A 19359-nucleotide genomic window follows, 5' to 3' on the forward strand; every position below is an offset into this window, starting at 1 on the left:
GGTGCAGGCCCTGCTGGCGAGCGCGAGCCGCCGCCTGCGCGGCCTTGCGGGGCGCGGCTGACGCCCGCCGTACGGCCCGCTGGCCGCCCGGCCACCGCCTGGCGGCCTTGCGCGGCGTGGCTGACGCCCGCCGTTCGGCCCCCGGCCGCCCGGCCACCGCTGGCGGCCTCGCACGGCACCCTGACCACCCGCCACCGCCTGGCGGCCTTGCCCGGCACTCTCCGGCGGGACCCGGGCGGCAGGCGGCTCTCGTCCCCGCCCTCCCCTGGGGGAGGCCCTTCCACCCACGTTGGGATACTGCTCGAATGCCTCGCGTGCTCCTCATAGAAGACGACCCCTCCGTGCGCGAAGGGGTCGAGCTCGGGCTGCGGCGCCGTGGGCACGAGGTGCGGGCCGCCGCGACCGGGGAGGCGGGACTCGCCCTCCTCGCGGAGTTCCGGCCCGATCTGCTGCTGCTCGATCTGATGCTGCCCGGGATGAACGGCGTCCAGGTCTGCCGCCGCGTCCGCGAGACCAGCCAGCTGCCCATCATCATGCTCACCGCGCGCGGCGACGACTTCGACGTCGTCGTCGGCCTGGAGGCCGGAGCCGACGACTACATCGTCAAGCCCGCCCGTACCGAGGTCATCGACGCCCGCATACGGGCCGTACTGCGGCGCATCGAGGAACCCGGCGCCGGACGGCCAGCCGTCGAGTTCCACGGGGAGCTCGCCATCGACCGGGTCGGCCTCACCGTCGCGAAGTCCGGCGAGCGCCTCGCCCTCGCCCCCTCCGAGCTCAAGCTCCTGCTCCATCTGACGGCCGCCCCCGAGCAGGTCTTCAGCCGGCAGCAACTCCTCGAACACGTCTGGGAGCACAGCTACCACGGCGACGCCCGCCTCGTGGACGCCTGCGTACGCCGGCTGCGCAACAAGATCGAGGACGCCCCCGGCACCCCCCGCTACATCCAGACCCTGCGCGGCTTCGGCTACCGCTTCGGACCGCTGTGAAGCGCCGCCTGCGCCCCTTCGGGCTCCGTACCCGGCTCGTCCTCGCCTTCCTCCTCGTCGCCGCCGTCGGCTGCGGCACCACCGCCGCGCTCACCTACCGCGCCGCCCGCAACGCGATCCTCGAACAGGCCCAGGACACCGCCGTCTCCGCCTTCCGCGAGCAGGTCGGGACGCTGTCCACCCCGCTGCCCGTCGACCCGGACCAGCTGCGCGACTCGCTCTTCCGGATCGCCAAGCAGGGCAAACCGGACCCCTGGCGGGTCTACGCCCAGTACGGCGACCTCTGGGTCTCCTCCACGGACCGCCCCACCTCCACCGTCCTCACCCCCGAACTCCGCGCCCGCGCCCAGGCCACCGCGCACGGCAGCTTCCAGCGGGTCGTCAAGAACGGCACCCCCTACCTCACGATCGCCGTCCCCGCCCTCCTCAAACCGGGACCCGGCGCCGTCGGCCACCCCACCGGCCTGGTCCTCTACGCCGTCGTGGACATGAGCAACGAGCAGGAGAACATCGAGGCCCTGGTGGCCGCGGCCCGCGGTGGCGCCCTGCCGGCCCTCGCCATCGCGCTCGTCCCCGCCCTGATCGCCGCCCGGAGCGTGCTGCGGCCGGTGCGGGACCTGAGGCGTGCCGCGCACAGCATGGGCCGGGGTGAGCTGGACACCCGTATCCAGGCCAAGGGAAGCGACGAACTCGCCGATCTGGCCCGGACATTCAACGAGTCCGCCGCCGAACTCCAGCGCTCGGTCGAGGAGCTGCGGCGCGCCGAGACACGCGCCCGCCGGTTCGCCTCCGATGTCTCGCACGAACTGCGCACCCCGCTGGCCGGGATGCTGGCCGTCACCGAGGTCCTCGACGAGGACGCCGCCGGCCTCGACACGGACACGGCCCGCGCGGTCCGGCTCATCAGTGCCGAGACGGGCAAGCTCGCCGTCCTGGTCGAGGACCTGATGGAGATCTCCCGCTTCGACGCGCGCGCGGCCGAACTGCACACCGACGAGGTGGACGTCGCCGAGACGATCCGCCGGACCCTGAGCAGCCGCCGATGGACCGACCCGGAGCAGGTGGTCCCCGACCTCCAGCCCGGCATCCGGGCCCGGCTCGACCCGCGCCGCTTCGACGTCGTCGTCGCCAATCTGGTCGGCAACGCGCTGCGGCACGGCCGCCCGCCGGTGACGGTACGGCTGTTCACCGAAGGCTCCTGGCTGGTCACGCAGATCGTGGACCAGGGGCCGGGTATCGCACCGGAGGTGCTGCCGCACGTCTTCGACCGCTTCTTCAAGGCGGACCCGTCGCGCGCCCGTTCCTCCGGCAGCGGTCTGGGGCTGGCGATCACCCAGGAGAACGTATGGCTCCACGGCGGCACGGTCGTGGCCGCGAACCACTCCGACGGTGGGGCGGTCTTCACGGTGCGGATCCCGCTGTGAGCGCGTACCGCGTCGTTCCGGCCGTTCTCGCCCTGCTCCTCGCCCTCGGGGCCTGCGGCATCCGTGGCAGCGACGTCGTCGAGGCGGGTGAGGCGGCGGCCGTTCCCGTCGGCCCGCCGCCCGCGCTCCGGATGACGCTCTTCTTCGTCGACGGCGACGGGCGTCTGCTGCCGGTGGTACGGGACGGGCCGGGCGTCCAGGTCCGGCCGGACCCCACCCCCACCCATCCTGGTGGTGTCGAGTCGCTGCTCGACGACAAGCGTGAGGGCGCCGCAGGCCACCCTCTCAAGGCACTCGTCGCCCTGCTGGCCGGCCCCACGGCCGCCGAACGCGCCGCGGGCCTGCGCACGCGCCTCCCGGGGCCGGAGCACCGGCAGCACGAGCTGTACGTGAGCGACGACGCGATCAGGCGGGGGGAGGAGGACGAACCGGTGTTCCGGGTGCGGTTCATGGGTCCGGTGACGGTCCTGGACCCGCTCGCCGTCCAGCAGATCGTCTGCACGACGGTCTACGCGCTGCACCCTATGGGCCGGGTCTCGGTCGAACTCACGGGCCCGGACGGCACGCTGCCGACTCGGTCCTGCCTGTCGACGGACGAGGATTGACCGGCCGGCTCTCACTCAGGCCCGGCCGGCTCCCGCTGAGGCCACGTCCCCGGCTCCCGCTCAGGCCCAGGGCCCGAACTCCCGCTCAGGCCCAGGACCCGAACTCCCGCTCAGGCTCGGCGTCGGCCGACCACTCGCCGTCCGGCCCCGGCTCCCGCTCAGGCCCCGGCGTGCAGCTCCGCGAGGACCGCGTCCGTGAACGGCGGCCACGCCTCCACCGCCCACGGCCCGAAGGCCCGGTCGGTCAGCGCCACGCACGCGGCGCGCGCGTCAGGGTCGATCCACAGGAACGTGCCCGACTGCCCGAAGTGCCCGAACGTCCGCGGCGAGGACGAGGCCCCCGTCCAGTGCGGCGACTTGGAGTCCCGGATCTCGAAGCCGAGCCCCCAGTCGTTGGGCCGCTGATGACCGTAGCCGGGCAGGATGCCGGTCAGCCCGGGGTACGTCACCGTCATCGCGTCGAGCACCGTGCGCGCGTCGAGCAGCCGGGGCGCCTGCACCTCCGCCGCGAACCGCACCAGGTCGTCGACCGTCGAGACGCCGTCCTTGGCGGGCGAGCCCTCCAGCGTGGTCGAGGTCATCCCCAGCGGCTCCAGGACCGCCTGGTGCAGATACTCGGCGAACGGGATGTCCGTCGCCTTGGCGACATGGTCGCCGAGCGCCTCGAATCCGGTGTTGGAGTAGATCCGGCGGGTGCCGGGGGAGGCCATCACCCGGTCCTCGTCGAAGGCGAGCCCGGAGGTGTGGGCGAGGAGATGCCGTACGGTCGCGCCCTCGGGCCCGGCGGGCTCGTCGAGGTCGATCGCCCCCTCCTCGTACGCGACGAGGACGGCGTAGGCGGCCAGCGGCTTGGTCACGGAGGCGAGCGGGAACCGCTGCCCGGTGGGGCCGTGGGACCCGGCCAGGGTGCCGTCCGCGCGCACGACGGCGGCGGCCGCGGTGGGGACGGGCCAGTTCTCGATCATCGCCAGGCTCTGCAGGGACATGGCACCGAGCGTACTTGCTTGGAGTGCACTCCAAGGTCCTAGCGTGGGGCCCATGAGCGTGATCGAGCGAAGCGTCACCTACACGATCAGCGAGGTGGCCGCCCTGACCGGCCTGTCGGCGCACACCCTGCGCTGGTACGAGCGGATCGGGCTCATGCCGCACGTCGACCGTTCGCACACCGGCCAGCGCCGCTTCTCCCAGCGCGACCTGGACTGGCTGGGGTTCGTCGGAAAGCTCCGGCTGACCGGGATGCCGGTCGCGTCGATGGTGCGGTACGCGGAACTGGTGCGGGAGGGCGACCACACCCGAGACGAACGGCGCGAGCTCCTGGAGACCACGAGGAGGGACGTGCTGTCCCGGATCGCGGAGCTCCAGGACACGCTCGCCGTGCTCGACATCAAGATCAGTCACTACTACGCGGAGGCGTGACCCGATGAGCAGGATCAGCACCGTCCGACTCGGTACCGACGGCCCCGAGATCGGCGTCCAGGGCTTCGGCGCCATGGGCATCAGCGAGTTCTACGGCGACACGGACGAGGCCGCCGCCCGCGACACCCTCGACGCGGCCCTGGAGGCGGGCGTCACGCTGATCGACACGGCGGACGTGTACGGGAGCGGCGCCAACGAGGAGTTCCTCGCGCCGTTCGTCGCCGCCCACCGGGACGAGATCACCCTCGCCACCAAGTTCGCCATCGAGCGGCGGGCCGACGACCCGCACTACCGGGGGATCCGCAACGACCCCGCGTACATCAGGAGCGCGGTCGAGGCGAGCCTGCGCCGCCTGGGCGTCGAGACCATCGACCTCTACTACATGCACCGGCGCGACCCGGACGTCCCGCTCGCCGAGTCGGTCGGGACGATGGCGGAGCTGGTACGGGAGGGCAAGGTCAAGCACCTGGGCCTGAGCGAGGTGACCGGCGCGGAACTGCGCGAGGCGCACGCCGTGCACCCGATCGCCGCGCTCCAGTCGGAGTGGTCGCTGTTCTCGCGCGACGTGGAGCGCAGCGCGGTCGGCGCGGCGGCCGAGCTCGGCGTGACGTTCGTGCCGTACTCGCCGCTCGGCCGGGGCTTCCTGACCGGCGCCTTCGCGGACGCCTCGAAGGACCTGTCGGGCGGTGACTTCCGCCAGTACCAGCCCCGCTTCACCGGCGAGAACGCGACACGGAACGCCGCCCTCCTCGCCCCGGTCCACACGATCGCGGCCGCGCACGGCGCGACGGCGGCGCAGATCGCCCTGGCCTGGGTGCAGCAGCGGTCGGCCGTGCACGGCCTGACGGTCGTCCCGATCCCGGGCACCCGCAAGCGTGCCCGCCTGGAGGAGAACGCTGCGGCGACCCGCATCACGCTGACGGAGTCCGAACTGGAGGAACTGGAACCGATCGCCGCGGAGGTGGCGGGGGACCGGTACCCGGACATGACCTTCACTTCGGCGGCGCGCGAGTAGGAGACGGAGAGGGGCGGGTGAGGGGCGGAGCTCCGGGCCCCCGCGCGCGCCGCGCCCGTCCCCTCACGCCAGCCCCAGGGCGAAGACCGCGAAGCCCGCGGCGAGGAGGCCCGCTGCCGCCCGGCGGGCGGTGCCCGTGTGGGTCCACGGGGACTCGAAGCCGCGGGCGTACCGCCCGATCAGCAGCAGCAGGATCGCGAACAGCGGCATCCAGGTCAGCCGGGCGAGGATCCAGCCGACCGAGTCCGGCGCGCCGACCAGGCCCGGGATCTCACCCGCGTACGAAGCCGGGATCGCGGCGGCGAGCATCGCCGTCTGGTGCCAGCACAGGATCGTCATGGCGGACAGGTTCACGACCACGACCGGCGCCCACAGCGCGGGCCGCTTCAGGAGCGTGCCGAGCCGGCCGCGCAGCAGGATCGCCGCGCCGCTCTGGGCGGCGGCGAGGGCCAGGACGAGGAGCGACGGCGGGTGGGAGTTGGTGCGGGCCTCGCCGGGGACGCCGACCATCGAGGCGGGGTAGCCGAAGGCGAGCAGCAGCGCGGCGAAGAGCGCCGCCCCGCCGAGCAGCAGCCCCCACGCGTGGCGCCGGGTGACCCGGCCCTCGCCCCAGGAGACGCCGAGCTGGTAGGCGAAGAGCCAGCCGGGCAGGATGTTCAGCAGGCTGAGCCAGGACGGCACGGTGTCGGCGTACGGCCCGTAGCGAAGGAAGTCGACGACGGCGACCGAGGCGAGCAGCGGGGCCGCCGCCCACACCCCCGCCCGACGGGTGGCACGCACGCACAGCGGGGTCAGCGCGGTGACCACCGTGTACACCCCGACGAACCACAGCGGCTGGATCACGAGCGTGGACGCCGTCCGCAGCGTGTCGCCCGGCACGCCGAACCCGTAATGGAGGAGCGGGAGCAGCGCCGCCCACACGGCCGTGACGCCGAGGACGGGACGGCCGAGCCGGGCGAGCCGTCCCTTGAGCCACTCGCCGGTGGAGCCCGTGCGCTTCCGGTAGGACAGGACGGAGGCGTAGCCGCCGACCAGGAAGAAGATCCCGAGCATCTGCAGGATCCAGCTGACGGGGGCGAGTCCGCCGAAGGTGCCGAGCGGGCTGGCGTTGTGGAGGGCCCCGTCGGAGGAGAGCGTGAACCCGCCGAGCAGCCAGTGCCCGGTCGGCACGGCGAGCAGCGCGAGGGCGCGCAGCCCGTCGATCGCCCGGTCGCGGTGGGCGGGGGTGCCGGCCTCGATCTTCGAGACGGTCCTGGTGAGCGTGCTCATCGGGCACCCCCCTCGGGGAGCGCGGCGATGGCGGCGAAGGTACGGAGGGACTGCGTGCCGGCCACGAAGTAGCCGTCGTGACCGGGGGCGTCGGCGGCGGGGACGCGGCGGGCGCCGAACTCGGGGGCGGTGGGGTCCGCGCCGTGGCCGAGCCCGGCGAACGCGACGTTCGGCACGTTGTCGATCCAGTCGGACGGGTCCTTGGCCGCCCACACCCGGGCGGAGGTGCGCAGTTCGGCGACGTTCGCGGCGCGCATGCCGGGGGAGCCGAAGACGACGAGGTCCTTGGCCTTGAGGTCGTGGGCCGCCAGGCCGCAGACGACGGAGCCGTAGCTGTGGCAGAACAAGGAGGGAGCGGGGACCCCGGTCGCGGCCAGGCCGTCGGTCAGCCGCGTCAGCCGCTCCGCCCCGACCTCGGCGAGGTTCCCGGTGGCGGCGTCGAGGCCGACGCCGACGGGCGTGGTGTAGCCGGCCCAGGCGATCACGGCGGTACGACCGTGCGTGGCCCGGCGCAGCGCCTCCGCCTTGTCGGTGAGCGGCGTGATGTTCCCGGCGTCGATGTCGGACCCGGGCACGATCACGGCCACGTGCTCGGCCGTCGTCAGGTCCCCGGAGACGAGGGCGACCTGGCCCCGGCCGCGCGGGTCGAAGGCGAGGACCTGCTGTCCGGCGTACCGGCCCCCGAGGGTGCGGGCGTTCGCCTCGTACCGCAGTCGCAGCGGAGCGCCGTCGAGGTTGCCGACGACGGAGGGGTGCGTGCGGACCAGCTCCTGCTGCCGATCCAGCGTCAGGCCGTCGAAGTAAGCGGCGACTTGAGAAGGGGTCATCCGTTCCGCATCGGGCAGGCCGTCCGCCCGCCAGGCCTCCGCGCCGACCGGGGCTCCCGTCACGGCCTGCTGCGCACTCCCGGATGCCCAGCCCGCCGTCCCGGCGACCACCGTCGTGGTGAGTGCGGCGGTGACCAAGGTCCTTGCGTAGCGGCGCATATGAGGCCCCTCCCTCTTCGTGTCTCGTCCGTGCGAGAGGAAGGTAGGAAGAGGGTGGGTGACGGCACGTCACACCGAGGGGCCAAGTCCCCGGTGCTACCGGGGTAGGGGGTGGACGAGGGGCGGTCCCCCCGCCCGGGGTGGGGCTTTCCCCCGAGTCCGGGGCGGAGCTCCGAGGGCCCGGTGCGCGCGCCCGTCGCCTCGTCCCTGGTGCGGCACGAAGCTGCCGCGCACCGCGGTACGGGGGCGGCGGAGAGCCCCCGCAGCGGACCCCGTCGCGTCAGCGTCCCGCGTCGCCCGGCGCCACCAGGCCCGACTCGTACGCGAAGATCACCGCCTGCGCGCGGTCGCGCAGATCCAGCTTGGCCAGCACCCGCCCGATATGGGTCTTCACCGTCTGCTCCGCCAGGACGAGCCGGTCCGCGATCTCCTGGTTCGACAGACCCCGCGCGATCAGCTCCAGGACCTCCGTCTCACGCGGCGTCAGACCGTTGAGACGCAGCGCCACCCGGTCCCCGCGCGGGGCCGGCTTCGACGCGGCGAAGTCGGCGATCAGCCGCCGCGTCACCGACGGGGCGAGCAGCGCCTCGCCCGCCGCCACCACCCGTACCGCCGAGATCAGGTCGGCAGGCGGCGCGTCCTTCAGCAGGAAGCCGGACGCGCCCGCGCGCAGCGCCTCGTACACGTAGTCGTCCACGTCGAAGGTGGTCAGCATCAGCACCTTGGGACGGTGGGTGACCCCCGGCGGAGGGTTCAAAATCTCGCGCGCCGCCGCGAGACCGTCCATCTCCGGCATCCGTACGTCCATCAGCACCACGTCCGGGTGCGTCGACCGCGCCACGTCCACGCCCTGCCGCCCGTCCGGCGCCTCGCCCACCACGTCGATGTCGGTCTGCGCGGAGAGGAGCGCGGCGAACCCCGCCCGCACCATGGCCTGGTCGTCGACGATGATCACGCGGATGGTCACAAGGTGCCCTTCGAGGTCAGCGGGAGGCGCGCGGCCACCCGGAAGCCGCCGTCCGGCAGCGGACCGGTGTCCAGCGTGCCGCCGGTCAACCGTACGCGTTCGCGCATGCCGACCAGCCCGTGCCCGGTCCCCGTACCACCCTCCAGGGGCGAAGTGCGCGCCGCCACCGGCCCGTTGACGACGAGGACCGTCAGCCAGTCGTCGTCCGAGGTCACCGACACTCGGGTCTCCGCGCCCGGCGCGTGCCGCACCACGTTCGCCAGCGCCTCCTGCACGATCCGGTACGCCGACAGGTCCACCGCCTGCGGTACGTCCCCGAGCCGGGCGGCCAGTTCGGCCGAGAACGACAGCTGGGCCGGCACCCCCGCCCGTACCGTCGCCTCGATCAGCTGCTGCACCCAGCCGAGGCCGGGCTGCGGGGCCCGTTCGCCCTCCGCGCCCTCGCTGCGCAGGACCACGAGCAGCCGACGCATCTCGGCGAGCGACTCCCGCGCGCTCGCGGCGATCGAGGTGAACTCCTCGCGGGCCGCCTCCGGAAGGTCCGGGATCCGGTACGGCGCCGAGTCCGCCTGCACCGTGATCACGGACATGTGGTGGGCCACGATGTCGTGCAACTCGCGCGCGATCCGGGCCCGCTCCTCCAGAAGCGTGCTGCGGGCCCGCTCGGCCGCGCTGCGGCGCTCGGCGTCCCCGCGCTCGCGGAGCGTCGCCATGACGAGGAGGGCCACTCCGCTCAGGACGAAGAGCAGCACGTGGATGCCGCCGGTGTTCTCCGGTGCGACCGCGTTGAGGACGAACCCCGCGGCCCCTGTCACCAGCCACACCCCGAGCAGCGCGCGGCGCGACTCGCGCAGTCCGAGGGCGAGCATCAGGGCGAGATACCCGATCACGACCGGCGGCGTCCACGGCCAGGGGCGCCCATCGAGACCGTCCGCGGCGAGCATGACCAGCGCCCCGACCACATCGGCGGTGCCGATGATCCACCAGGCCTGGAGGGGGCGGGTCACGGCGAGCAGCAACGGCGCGCTCTGCGCGGTGGCCAGGGCACCGGCGAGGCCGCCGTTGACCTGGTAGTCGTTCATGAGGACCGCGATGGTCGACGGCAGCAGCGAGGCGACGAAGGCGAACGCGACGCCGTAGGGCAGCAGCCTGAGCCAGCGCGTGCGCGCCTCGGCGAGCAGCGGGGCGCCCGGTTCGGTCGGGGTCGCGAGGGCGGTGCCGAAGGACTGCATCACCCCTCGGACGGGCGCGAGCATCCGGACGACGGGGTGGTCGGCTCCGAGGGAGCGTGTCTTCTTCATGGCCCGCTCAGGTTAGGCACCCGGCCGACCACCGGGCGTCATACCGAGGACCCGGTCGGGGGGTGATACCGGGGTATGACGGGCGAGGTGCTCCAGGCACGCTTCCCGCGGCGCTCCGGCGCTCCGGCGCTCCGGCGCTCCGAGCGCTTCGGCGTTCCGGCGTTCCGGCGCTCCGGCGCTCCGAGCGCTTCGGCGTTCCGGCGCTCCGAGCGCTCCGCCGCTCCGCGGAGAGGCCCAAGGCCGCGGCTCCCGCGGAGCGTCGACGCCGACGCCGGTGCCGTCAGAGCTCCGCCAGCAGCTCCGCCTTCTTCGCCGTGAACTCGTCGTCCGTCACCAGACCCGCCTCGTGCAGTTCCCCCAGGTGCCGGATCCGTTCCGCGACCCCCGCCGGGTCGCGCAGCTCCGCCTCCGGGAGCGCGGCCACCCGCCCGGCGCGGCGGACCGCGGACAGGACGGCGGCCGCGAACGGCAGGGACTCGTGGACCGGGCCGTACCCGAGGCCGAAGACGACGGCCGCCGGATCGTGGTCCGCCTGAGCCGGCCGCGGCTCCGTGGACCGGGGCAGCAGACGCAGGTACCCGTCGAAGACGTCCGGCGAGCGCCACTCGACCCCGCTGAGCTCCCGTACCGGAAAGGTCTGGTCGCCCGCCTTCCACTTCTCCGAGGACGCCCCCGACCACGACCAGCGGAACGACACCTCCGACCTTCCGTCGAAGCTCGCCTTCCCGTCGTACGCCTTGAACGACTGCGGTCCCTCCGGCGCCGTGACCAGGAATCGGTCCGACGGCTCGTCCCGCGGTGTGAGCACCGCGCGCAGTTCGTCCCGGTAGTACTCGGCCAGCGTCTCCCGGTCGGCCGGCAGCACCAGCCGGTACGGGTCGCACCCCTCCTTCAACTGCCCCGCGGCCGCCTCCATCAGAGGATCGGCGCCCGGTCTCGGCACCGCGTGCAGTACGACGGTGCCCCGCTTGCCCGGGGCGAGCGTCACGTCCGCCAACGCCTCGTGCGGGATACGTCGTTCGCGCAGCGCCTGGAACAGTTTCGGTGTACGGATCCCCCGTTCGAAGCGGATGACGACGGCGTCGCTCTCGAACTCCCAGGTGGCATGAATTCCGGCCAGCACATCACCCATGTGCCTCATCGTATGCGGCGTGCGCCCCGGCGTCGCCCCTGCGCAGGGGGCCGAAATCCCGCGCTCTACGCGCGTCAGAGCCCTTCCCCGCCGGAGATTCCGCTGCGGCAAGCGCTGTCGACGCTCGCGCAGGTCAGGCTCTGGTACGAACCAACGCCTATCGCCGCGAGGTTGCGGAGGCTTCCGGTGCCCGGCTCGAAATAGCCGGTATGGCCGTTCGCGCCGGCCGCCGACAGCAGCCGCGCACCGAACTCCGGCTCCACCGGGTCCGCCCCGTGCCCCACCCCACCGACCGCGAGGTGCGGTACGTCCTGGATCCAGTCGTCCGCGTCCCGCATCGCCCACACCCGGGCCCGCGTCGCCAGTTCCGCCGCCTTCTCCACCCGCATGCCGGGGCTTCCCGCCACCACCACGTCCGTCACCCGGGAGGGCAGCCGCGCCGCGGCGACCCCGCAGAGCACGGAGCCGTAACTGTGGCAGAAGACGCTGACGCGGGAGGCGCCGGGCAGCGCGGCGGTCATGTCGACGAGCCGTACCGCGCCCACCGAGGCCAGGCGCCCCATCGCGGCGTCGATACCGACCCCGACGGGGGCGGTGTAGTCCGCCCAGGCGATGACGGCCGTACGGCGCGTGGGAGCGGCCTCGCGCTCGGCGGCGTACAGCGACTGCGCCATCCCGGCCGGGGCCGAGAACTTGCGGTTGGTCTTCTGGAAGGTCAGCAGATTGGTGTCCACGCCGGGCACGATCACCGAGACCCGCTGTGCCCGCTCCAGATCCCCGAGCACCTCGGCCGTCCGGCCGCCACCGGTCGGGTCGAAGGCGAGGATCTGCCGGTCCGGACGCATCAGCGAGGTGAAGCGGTGCGCGCGGCGCAGGGCCTCGTGCCGGCCGTCGGCGCTCAGCCGGGGGTCCCGGACCCTGTCCCGCTCGGCTTCGAGGGCGCGGGCGAGGGAGAGCCGGTTGGCGCGGTAGCGGAGGGTCACCGGGGCGCCGTTGAGATTGCCGACGACGAAAGGATGCGCGTCGGCGAGGAAGGCGCCCTGCGCCGGGCCTATCGAGGCGAAGAACGCGGCGATCGTACGGGCGGGGGCGGCCGGGTCGGGCAGGTCCCGGTGGCCGATCCTGCCGTGCAGCCAGGAGGCGAACGCGGCCTCTCGGGACTCTCCTGGCCCGCGCTGATGCCGGATCGTCGTCCAGCCGGTGGTCGCCAGGAGCACGAACACCACGGCCAGCGCGAGCAGCATGCGCCAGGCGGTGAGGGTGGGGGAGGAGTCGAAGGAAGTCACTGCGCCACACCCTAGGAGACGGGCGAGGGGTGTCGTGCACGCGAGTGACGTGGATCACTGGGCGAGGCGGGGCTCGGTGACGCTCCGTGCGCGGGGGCGTACGCCTCGCGCGTGCGCGGGTACGACGGCGCGGTTACGGAGCCCGTCGGCGAGGGGCGTCGAGGCGTCGAGGCGTCGTGGCGTCACGGAGCCGCGGAGCCGCGGAGCTACCGGCTCCGCCACTCCGGCTCGAGGGCCGGGCCGAGGTGGTCCAGGTAGTGCGCGGTCATCCCGCGGATCCCCTCCAGGGTGGGGTCCGCCCCCCGGCCCCAGAGCTGGCCGGTCACCCGCATGACGCCGCTGAAGGCCGCCACCACGATCCGCGGGCGCGGGTCCTCGTCGACGTCCAGGCCCTCGCGCTCGGCGACGAGCCGGGCTATGGCCTCCTCCATCTCGCTGGAGCGGCGCAGGTGGGCGGCGAGCAGTGAGGGGGTCGACTCGATCATCTGGAAGGTCCGCAGATAGAGATCGAGGGGAACGACCTCCATGATCGCCTCACCGATGGTGTCCCAGGAGGAGAGCACCGCGTTGCGCATCGCGTCGAGCGGCCCCTCCTCGGCGGGGCGCGCCGCCAGCGCCTGGACGAAGCGGTTCTCCACCATGTGCTGCACGGCGAAGGCGACCTCCTCCTTGGAGGAGAAGTAGCGGAAGAAGGTGCGCTGGGAGACCTCGACCGCGTCGGCGATCTCGTCGACGGTGGTCTGCTCGTACCCCTGGGTCGTGAAGAGTTCGAGGGCGACGCGCAGCAGCGCGTCCCGCGTGCGCTGCTTCTTCCGTTCCCGCAGACCGGAAACCGTCACCGTATGGTCCTCTTTTCGCCACTTTCCAAGGCGTCGTGCAGCTCAGGGTACCTGTGAGCTACGTGACAGTTACCGTCGCATGAATTGCTTTGTCAATTGTCAGTCGCTGACATTAGCCTCACTCGTATGACTAGTCAGACCACCGTGGAAAAGGCCCCGCAGGGTCGAGGGGGCGACCGGAGCCCCGCGCCGGCTCCGGCGAAGGGACTGCGAGGCCATCCCTGGCTGACGCTGTTCGCCGTGGCGATCGGCGTGATGATGGTCGCGCTCGACGGCACGATCGTCGCCATCGCCAACCCCGCCATCCAGCACGACCTCGGCGCGACCCTCGATCAGCTGCAGTGGATCACCAACGGGTACCTGCTCGCGCTCGCCGTCGCCCTGATCACCGCCGGCAAGCTCGGTGACCGCTTCGGTCACCGCCAGACCTTCCTGATAGGCATCGCCGGCTTCGCCGCCGCCTCCTTCGCGATCGGTCTCTCCGACTCGATCGCCTTCGTGATCGCCTTCCGCATCCTCCAGGGCCTCTTCGGCGCCCTGCTGATGCCGGCGGCGCTCGGCCTGCTGCGGGCCACCTTCCCCGCCGAGAAGCTCAACATGGCCATCGGCATCTGGGGCATGGTCATCGGCGCCTCCACGGCCGGCGGCCCGATCCTCGGCGGCTTCCTCGTCGAGCACGTCAGCTGGCAGTCCGTGTTCTTCATCAACGTGCCGGTCGGTGTGCTCGCCCTCGTGTTCGGCCTGGTGATCCTGAAGGACCACCGCGCCGAGAACGCCCCGCGCTCCTTCGACGTCCTCGGCATCCTGCTGCTCTCCGGCGCGATGGGATCGCTCATCTGGGGCATCATCAAGGCCGGTGCCGGCTGGGGCTGGACGAGCGGCAACACCTGGGGCTTCCTGCTCGGCGCGATCCTGCTCTTCGGCCTCTTCGCGCTCTGGGAGACCAAGGTCAAGGAGCCGCTCATCCCGCTGGCCATGTTCCGCTCCGTGCCGCTCTCGGCCGGTGTGGTCCTGATGGTCCTCATGGCCTTCGCCTTCATGGGCGGCCTGTTCTTCGTGACCTTCTACCTCCAGGGCGTCCAGGGCCTGGGGCCGATCGACGCCGGTCTGCACCTGCTGCCGCTGACCGCGATGATGATCGTCTCCTCGCCGCTGGCCGGTGCCCTGATCACCACGTTCGGTCCGCGGATCCCGCTGGTCGGCGGCATGGTGTGCACCGCTGCCGCCATGTTCGGCATGATCACGCTCACTGAGGGCTCCGGGACGTTCGTGATGTCCCTCTGGTTCGCCCTGCTCGGCCTGGGCCTCGCCCCGGTCATGGTCGGCGCCACCGAGGTCATCGTCGGCAACGCCCCGCTGGAGCTCTCCGGCGTCGCGGGCGGTCTGCAGCAGGCCGCGATGCAGGTCGGCGGCGCGCTCGGTACGGCCGTGCTCGGCGCGGTCATGTCCTCCAAGGTCTCCAGCGACTTCGCGGCGAACTGGACGGCCGCCGGCATTCCGGGCGAGCCCGCCCCGGGTCTTGAGCAGGCCGCCGAGTTCGGCATGGTCCCGCAGGAGCTGGCCAAGACGCCCGGCATGACCCCGGACATGTTCGACCGGATCGGCGGCGTCATCCACGACACGTTCATGGACGGCATGGGCCTGGCCTTCACCGTCGCCGGTGTCGTCGCCGTCGTCGCGGCCGGGGTCGCCATGCTCACCAAGCGCGGCGAGAACGCGGAGGCGGGTGCGGGCGGCGCCCACATCTGACGTCGACCTCCCGTGACGTGACAGCCCCTCGTGACGTGACAGCCCCGCCGGACCCGGTCCGGCGGGGCTGTCACCTATCCGGGTGAACCGACCCATGGCCTCTTCCCAACGGGCTGTGACTTCGGCCAGAGTTGTGGTCACAGAGAGTGACGAAACCGGGGGGTTCATCGACATGTCTACGAAGCACGTCCACCTGGCCGTACTGGCGGCCGTCCTGCTCACCGCCCTGTCGGGCGCGTCCGTGGCAGCCGCTCCGGCGGCCAACGCTCCGAAGCTCGGGACCTGTGGGCCCGGCCAGCTGTGTCTGTGGCCCAAGGCGGACTTCAAGGGCAAGGCCCTCACCCACGAGCTGGCCGGCACCGACATCGAGAGCTGCGTCGCCCTGCCGCCCGGCACGAGCGCCCAGGCGCTCGCCAACCGCACCGGACGGCCGGTCACCGCGTACCAGTCCGCCGAGTGTGCCGAGACCGGGGAGTTCGAGACCTATCCGGGGCGCGGGACCTGGGTGCCCCAGACGCCGTACCAGGTCAGAGCGTTCAAGATCTGGGAGAGGTAGGGACCTCGCCCTGCGGTGGCACGGGGATCGGCACCGCTGCCGCTCCCGGTCCCGCTCCCGGTTCCGCTCCCGGCACGAGTCCCGGCACCGGCACAGGGGCCTGCGCGAGGCCCGGCGCCGAGAGCCGTGCCACCTCGGCGCGCAGCTCGTGGACCTCCCGGGCCAAGGTCTCCAGGAGCTCCGTCTGCCGGCGCTCCTGGGCGTCGTCCCGCTCGAAGCGGGAGATGAACCAGGCCGCGATGTTGGCGGTGACCACACCGAGCAGGGCGATCCCCGAGAGCATCAGGCCCACCGCGAGGACGCGGCCGAGACCCGTGGTCGGGGCGTGGTCGCCGTACCCGACCGTCGTCATCGTGGTGAACGACCACCACACCGCGTCCCCGAGCGTCTTGATGTTCCCGTCCGGGGCGCTGCGCTCCACGTGGAGCACGGCCAGCGAGCCGAACATCAGCAGCCCGACCACCGCGCCCGCCACATAGGTGGTGAGCGTTATCTGCGGGGCCATCCGGGCCCGCCGGCCCACCAGGAGGAGCGTGGAGACCAGACGCAGCAGCCGAAGCGGCTGCACGAGGGGGAGCAGTACCGCCAGCAGGTCCAGCGGGTGCCTTCGGACGAAGAGCCACTTGGCCGGCGCCAGCGCGAGCCGGACGGCGTAGTCGACGGCGAACGCACCCCACACCACCCACTCGACGTGCGTGCACAGCCGGTGCACCCAGGCGGCCGCGTCGGGCGCGACGATCGGCACGGCGTAGGCGACGCCGAACAGGACGGCGAGCCCCAGCAGCGGATTCTGGGTGCGCTTCTCCCAGCGCGGGAGCTGAGAGGTGCGTTCCTTCATGGCAGGCATCGTAGGCAACGCCGAGGGGCGGCGGAACCGCTGGTCCCGCCGCCCCTCACCAGGCGATATGTGCTACGCGTCGCCGCCGGCGGCGCCCGGGTCCGCGGCCGACACGTCGAGCAGCTGGTAGCGGTCCACGGCCTGCTTCAGGACCGACCGGTCGACCTTGCCCTCGCGGGCGAGCTCGGTGAGGACGGCGAGGACGATCGACTGGGCGTCGATGTGGAAGTACCGACGGGCCGCGCCACGGGTGTCCGCGAAGCCGAAGCCGTCCGCGCCGAGCGAGGTGTAGGTGCCCGGCACCCAGCGGGAGATCTGGTCCGGAACCGAGCGCATCCAGTCGGAGACGGCGACGAACGGACCCTGAGCCGAGGACAGCTTCCGCGTCACGTACGGGACGCGCTGCTCCTCGTCCGGGTGGAGCAGGTTGTGCCGGTCGACCTCGACGGCCTCGCGGCGCAGCTCGTTCCAGGACGTCGCCGACCAGACGTCGGCGCGCACGTTCCACTCCTCGGCGAGGAGCCGCTGTGCCTCGACCGCCCAGGGCACGGCGACACCGGAGGCCATGATCTGCGCGGGGATCGCGCCGGCCTCGCCCGCCTTGAAGCGGTAGATGCCCTTGAGGATGCCCTCGGCGTCCACGTTCTCGGGCTCGGCCGGGTGCTGGATCGGCTCGTTGTAGACGGTGAGGTAGTAGAAGACGTCCTCGGCATCAGGTCCGTACATCCGCCGCAGGCCGTCCTGGACGATGTGCGCGATCTCGAAGCCGAAGGCCGGGTCGTAGGCGATACAGCCCGGGTTCGTCGAGGCGAGCAGGTGCGAGTGGCCGTCCGCGTGCTGGAGGCCCTCGCCCGTCAGCGTCGTCCGGCCGGCGGTGGCACCGAGCACGAAGCCGCGCGCGAGCTGGTCGGCCATCTGCCAGAACTGGTCGCCGGTCCGCTGGAAACCGAACATCGAGTAGAAGACGTAGACCGGGATGAGCGGCTCGCCGTGCGTCGCGTACGCCGAACCGGCGGCGATCAGCGAGGCGGTGCAGCCGGCCTCCGAGATGCCGTCGTGCAGCATCTGGCCGGTCGGGGACTCCTTGTACGCGAGCAGCAGCTCGCGGTCCACGGCCTCGTACTGCTGGCCCAGCGGGTTGTAGATCTTGGCGCTCGGGAAGAACGCGTCCATGCCGAAGGTGCGGTACTCGTCGGGCGCGATCAGCACGAAGCGCCTGCCGATCTCCTTGTCCCGCATGAGGTCCTTCAGGATGCGGACGAACGCCATCGTCGTGGCGATCGACTGCTGGCCCGAACCCTTCTTGGCCGCCGCGTAGGTCTTCTCCTCCGGAAGGGCCAGCGGCTTCGCCCGCACGACGCGGGTCGGCACGTACCCGCCCAGCGCCTTGCGGCGGTCGTGCATGTACTGGATCTCCTCCGAGTCGCGACCCGGGTGGTAGTACGGCGGGTAGCCCTCGTCCAGCTGCTTGTCCGTGATCGGGATGTGCAGCCGGTCGCGGAAGCGCTTGAGGTCGTCGACCGTCAGCTTCTTCATCTGGTGGGTCGCGTTGCGGCCCTCGAAGTTCGGACCCAGCGTCCAGCCCTTGACGGTCTGGGCGAGCACCACGGTCGGCTGGCCCTTGTGGGCCTTGGCCGCCGCGAAGGCCGCGAAGATCTTCTTGTGGTCGTGACCGCCACGGCCCAGGTGCAGGATCTGGTGGTCCGACATCCCCTCGACCATCGAGCGCAGCCGCTGGTCGTCGCCGAAGAAGTGGTCGCGGATGTACGCGCCGGTCTCCGTGGCGTATGTCTGGAACTGGCCGTCGGGGGTGGTGTTCAGCTTGTTGACCAGGATGCCGTCGCGGTCCTGGGCGAGCAGCGGGTCCCAGGTGCGGTCCCAGATCAGCTTGATGACGTTCCAGCCGGCACCGCGGAACTGCGACTCCAGCTCCTGGATGATCTTGCCGTTGCCGCGCACCGGGCCGTCGAGGCGCTGCAGGTTGCAGTTGACGACGAAGGTCAGGTTGTCCAGGCCCTCACGGGCGGCGATGGACAGCTGGCCGAGCGACTCCGGCTCGTCCATCTCGCCGTCGCCGAGGAACGCCCAGACGTGGGACTTGGAGGTGTCGGCGATGCCGCGCGCCTCCATGTAGCGGTTCATCCGGGCCTGGTAGATCGCACCGAGCGGGCCGAGGCCCATCGAGACGGTCGGGAACTCCCAGAAGTCCGGCATCAGACGCGGATGGGGGTACGAGGACAGCCCGTTCGGGAACTTCGACTTCTCCTGGCGGAAGGCGTCGAGCTGCGTTTCGTTCAGCCGGTCCAGCAGATAGGCGCGGGCGTAGATGCCAGGGGAGGCGTGGCCCTGGAAGAAGATCTGGTCGCCGCCGTCGCCCTCGTCCTTGCCGCGGAAGAAGTGGTTGAAGCCGACGTCGTACAGCGAGGCGGAGGAGGCGAACGTGGCGATGTGACCGCCGACCCCGATACCCGGGCGCTGCGCGCGCGAGACCATCACGGCGGCGTTCCAGCGGGTCGCGTTGAGGACCTTCCGCTCGATCTCCTCGTTGCCGGGGAAGAACGGCTCGTCCTTGGTGGCGATGGTGTTGACGTAGTCCGTGCTGCGCATCTCGGGCACGGCCACGCGCTTCTCGCGGGCGCGCTCGATCAGCCGGAGCATCAGATAGCGGGCCCGCTCACGGCCCCGCTCGTCGACGGCGGCGTCGAGGGAGTCGAGCCATTCCTGGGTCTCCTCCGGATCGAAGTCCGGGACCTGGCTAGGAAGGCCGCCAATGATGATCGGGTTGCGATCGGATCCGGAAGCCACGCTGTTCCTTCGCTGTTCGGTGGAGCTTCGATGGAGCCCACGGGAGGCCGGGACGTCCATCGTGTACCCCGTCGGTGTCAAACGTCATCTCTACCGAGGGGTAACCCCCACTGGGTGCCTGGTTGGGTCAAATCGCAACCTTACGCCCAACCCGCGCATGCGTTTCGTCCGCACGTTCGGCA

17 protein-coding genes are annotated in these 19359 nt (G+C 72.1%); 7 read left to right on the forward strand and 10 right to left on the reverse strand.

Features of this window, described 5'->3' with window-relative positions; genetic code table 11:
• Positions 1-305 precede the first annotated feature (305 nt).
• Genes ACFYV5_RS33760 through ACFYV5_RS33770 form a run of 3 tightly spaced genes read left to right on the forward strand, consistent with a single transcriptional unit; the run spans position 306 to position 3018 of the window.
• Positions 306-989, forward strand: a complete 684-nt coding sequence (locus ACFYV5_RS33760) for a response regulator transcription factor (protein WP_355108553.1) — start codon at positions 306-308, stop codon at positions 987-989.
• Complete coding sequence (locus ACFYV5_RS33765) at positions 986-2413, forward strand: sensor histidine kinase (RefSeq protein ID WP_389175099.1); 1428 nt, start codon at positions 986-988, stop codon at positions 2411-2413. The genes ACFYV5_RS33760 and ACFYV5_RS33765 overlap by 4 nt, the downstream gene beginning before the upstream one ends.
• The gene (locus ACFYV5_RS33770) at positions 2410-3018 is read left to right on the forward strand and encodes a hypothetical protein (RefSeq protein WP_355108557.1); all 609 of its coding nucleotides are present in this window, start codon (positions 2410-2412) and stop codon (positions 3016-3018) included. Before ACFYV5_RS33765 ends, ACFYV5_RS33770 begins: the two co-directional genes overlap by 4 nt.
• A gap of 158 nt (positions 3019-3176) precedes the next feature.
• Here ACFYV5_RS33770 and ACFYV5_RS33775 read toward each other — a convergent pair whose 3' ends face one another.
• The gene (locus tag ACFYV5_RS33775; RefSeq protein WP_355108559.1) at positions 3177-4004 is read right to left on the reverse strand and encodes a serine hydrolase domain-containing protein; all 828 of its coding nucleotides are present in this window, start codon (positions 4002-4004) and stop codon (positions 3177-3179) included.
• Positions 4005-4056: 52 nt separating this feature from the next.
• Between ACFYV5_RS33775 and ACFYV5_RS33780 the strand changes: the two genes are divergently transcribed.
• Complete coding sequence (locus ACFYV5_RS33780; protein WP_355108561.1) at positions 4057-4434, forward strand: MerR family transcriptional regulator; 378 nt, start codon at positions 4057-4059, stop codon at positions 4432-4434.
• Between the two features lie 4 nt (positions 4435-4438).
• Positions 4439-5449 (forward strand): aldo/keto reductase, encoded by a 1011-nt coding sequence (locus tag ACFYV5_RS33785; RefSeq protein WP_355108563.1) that lies wholly within the window; start codon positions 4439-4441, stop codon positions 5447-5449.
• A gap of 63 nt (positions 5450-5512) precedes the next feature.
• Here the strand turns inward: ACFYV5_RS33785 and ACFYV5_RS33790 are convergent, their stop codons facing one another.
• The 7 genes from ACFYV5_RS33790 to ACFYV5_RS33820 form a co-directional block, all read right to left on the reverse strand.
• The gene (locus ACFYV5_RS33790; RefSeq protein ID WP_355108565.1) at positions 5513-6718 is read right to left on the reverse strand and encodes an acyltransferase; all 1206 of its coding nucleotides are present in this window, start codon (positions 6716-6718) and stop codon (positions 5513-5515) included.
• Entirely contained in the window at positions 6715-7704 is a 990-nt protein-coding gene (locus tag ACFYV5_RS33795) for an alpha/beta hydrolase (protein ID WP_389175105.1), read from the reverse strand. Before ACFYV5_RS33795 ends, ACFYV5_RS33790 begins: the two co-directional genes overlap by 4 nt.
• 280 nt (positions 7705-7984) lie before the next feature.
• Entirely contained in the window at positions 7985-8671 is a 687-nt protein-coding gene (locus ACFYV5_RS33800) for a response regulator transcription factor (RefSeq protein WP_355108569.1), read from the reverse strand.
• Positions 8668-9972 carry a sensor histidine kinase gene (locus ACFYV5_RS33805; protein WP_389175108.1) on the reverse strand — a complete coding sequence of 435 codons (1305 nt, stop codon included), beginning with the start codon at positions 9970-9972 and terminating at the stop codon, positions 8668-8670. Before ACFYV5_RS33805 ends, ACFYV5_RS33800 begins: the two co-directional genes overlap by 4 nt.
• Before the next feature lie 280 nt (positions 9973-10252).
• Positions 10253-11113 (reverse strand): DUF4429 domain-containing protein, encoded by an 861-nt coding sequence (locus ACFYV5_RS33810; protein ID WP_389175111.1) that lies wholly within the window; start codon positions 11111-11113, stop codon positions 10253-10255.
• 65 nt (positions 11114-11178) lie between these two features.
• Positions 11179-12390, reverse strand: coding sequence for an alpha/beta hydrolase (locus tag ACFYV5_RS33815; protein WP_389175114.1), 1212 nt, complete (start codon positions 12388-12390; stop codon positions 11179-11181).
• Between the two features lie 206 nt (positions 12391-12596).
• Positions 12597-13229, reverse strand: a complete 633-nt coding sequence (locus tag ACFYV5_RS33820) for a TetR family transcriptional regulator (RefSeq protein ID WP_355108575.1) — start codon at positions 13227-13229, stop codon at positions 12597-12599.
• Between the two features lie 126 nt (positions 13230-13355).
• Between ACFYV5_RS33820 and ACFYV5_RS33825 the strand changes: the two genes are divergently transcribed.
• Together ACFYV5_RS33825 and ACFYV5_RS33830 are read left to right on the forward strand one after the other, a co-directional pair.
• Complete coding sequence (locus ACFYV5_RS33825) at positions 13356-14978, forward strand: MFS transporter (protein WP_389175117.1); 1623 nt, start codon at positions 13356-13358, stop codon at positions 14976-14978.
• A 172-nt stretch (positions 14979-15150) separates the two neighbouring features.
• Positions 15151-15534 (forward strand): peptidase inhibitor family I36 protein, encoded by a 384-nt coding sequence (locus ACFYV5_RS33830; protein WP_389175120.1) that lies wholly within the window; start codon positions 15151-15153, stop codon positions 15532-15534.
• On the opposite strand, the gene ACFYV5_RS33835 is transcribed toward ACFYV5_RS33830, so the two are convergent.
• Positions 15515-16381, reverse strand: a complete 867-nt coding sequence (locus ACFYV5_RS33835) for a potassium channel family protein (protein WP_389175122.1) — start codon at positions 16379-16381, stop codon at positions 15515-15517. The two genes, ACFYV5_RS33830 and ACFYV5_RS33835, sit on opposite strands and share 20 nt — an antisense overlap.
• Before the next feature lie 63 nt (positions 16382-16444).
• On the reverse strand, positions 16445-19177 hold the full coding sequence (gene aceE / locus ACFYV5_RS33840) for a pyruvate dehydrogenase (acetyl-transferring), homodimeric type (protein ID WP_355108583.1): 2733 nt from the start codon (positions 19175-19177) through the stop codon (positions 16445-16447).
• Positions 19178-19359: the final 182 nt, after the last annotated feature.

Source organism: Streptomyces sp. NPDC003035 (genome assembly GCF_042888285.1).
Classification (GTDB): domain Bacteria; phylum Actinomycetota; class Actinomycetes; order Streptomycetales; family Streptomycetaceae; genus Streptomyces.